The sequence below is a fragment of the Phycicoccus sp. DTK01 genome, from assembly GCF_017312765.1.
GTDB lineage: Bacteria > Actinomycetota > Actinomycetes > Actinomycetales > Dermatophilaceae > Phycicoccus > Phycicoccus jejuensis.
In genome coordinates this window covers 1-559 of record NZ_BOPU01000045.1, presented here as the reverse complement: position 1 = coordinate 559, position 559 = coordinate 1, and the positions used below count along the sequence as shown (strand labels likewise).

Below are 559 nucleotides of genomic sequence, written 5' to 3'. Positions count from 1 at the left end.
TGCTGGAGACGCACGGCGTCGGCGCGCGCCTGGTGCAGCTGGTCGGCCTGGTCGACGGCGAGATCGTCGTGCAGCAGCTGGAAAAGCGCATCCGCGGCCGCGTGAAGTCGCAGATGGAGAAGAGCCAGCGCGAGTACTACCTCAACGAGCAGATGAAGGCGATCCAGAAGGAGCTCGGCGAGATCGACGATGCGCCCAACGACATCGACGAGCCCACGCGCAAGATCGCCGAGGCCGGCATGCCGAAGGCGGCCGAAGCCAAGGCCAAGGCCGAACTCAACAAGCTCAAGCAGATGACGCCGATGTCGGCCGAGGCCGCCGTCGTGCGCAATTACCTCGACTGGCTGCTGGGCGTGCCGTGGAAGAAGCGCACCAAGGTGCGCAAGGACCTCAAGGCCGCGCAGGACGTGCTCGATGCCGACCACTTCGGCCTGGAGAAGGTCAAGGACCGCATCCTCGAATACCTCGCCGTCCAGTCGCGCGTGAAGCAGATGAAGGGGCCGATCCTGTGCCTGGTCGGACCGCCGGGCGTGGGCAAGACCTCTCTCGGCCAGTCGAT

At 65.8% G+C, this 559-nt stretch carries 1 pseudogene; it reads left to right on the top strand.

Annotated elements, in window-relative coordinates:
• A pseudogene (locus tag J3473_RS19305) lies at positions 1-559 on the top strand (endopeptidase La); the annotation flags it as partial.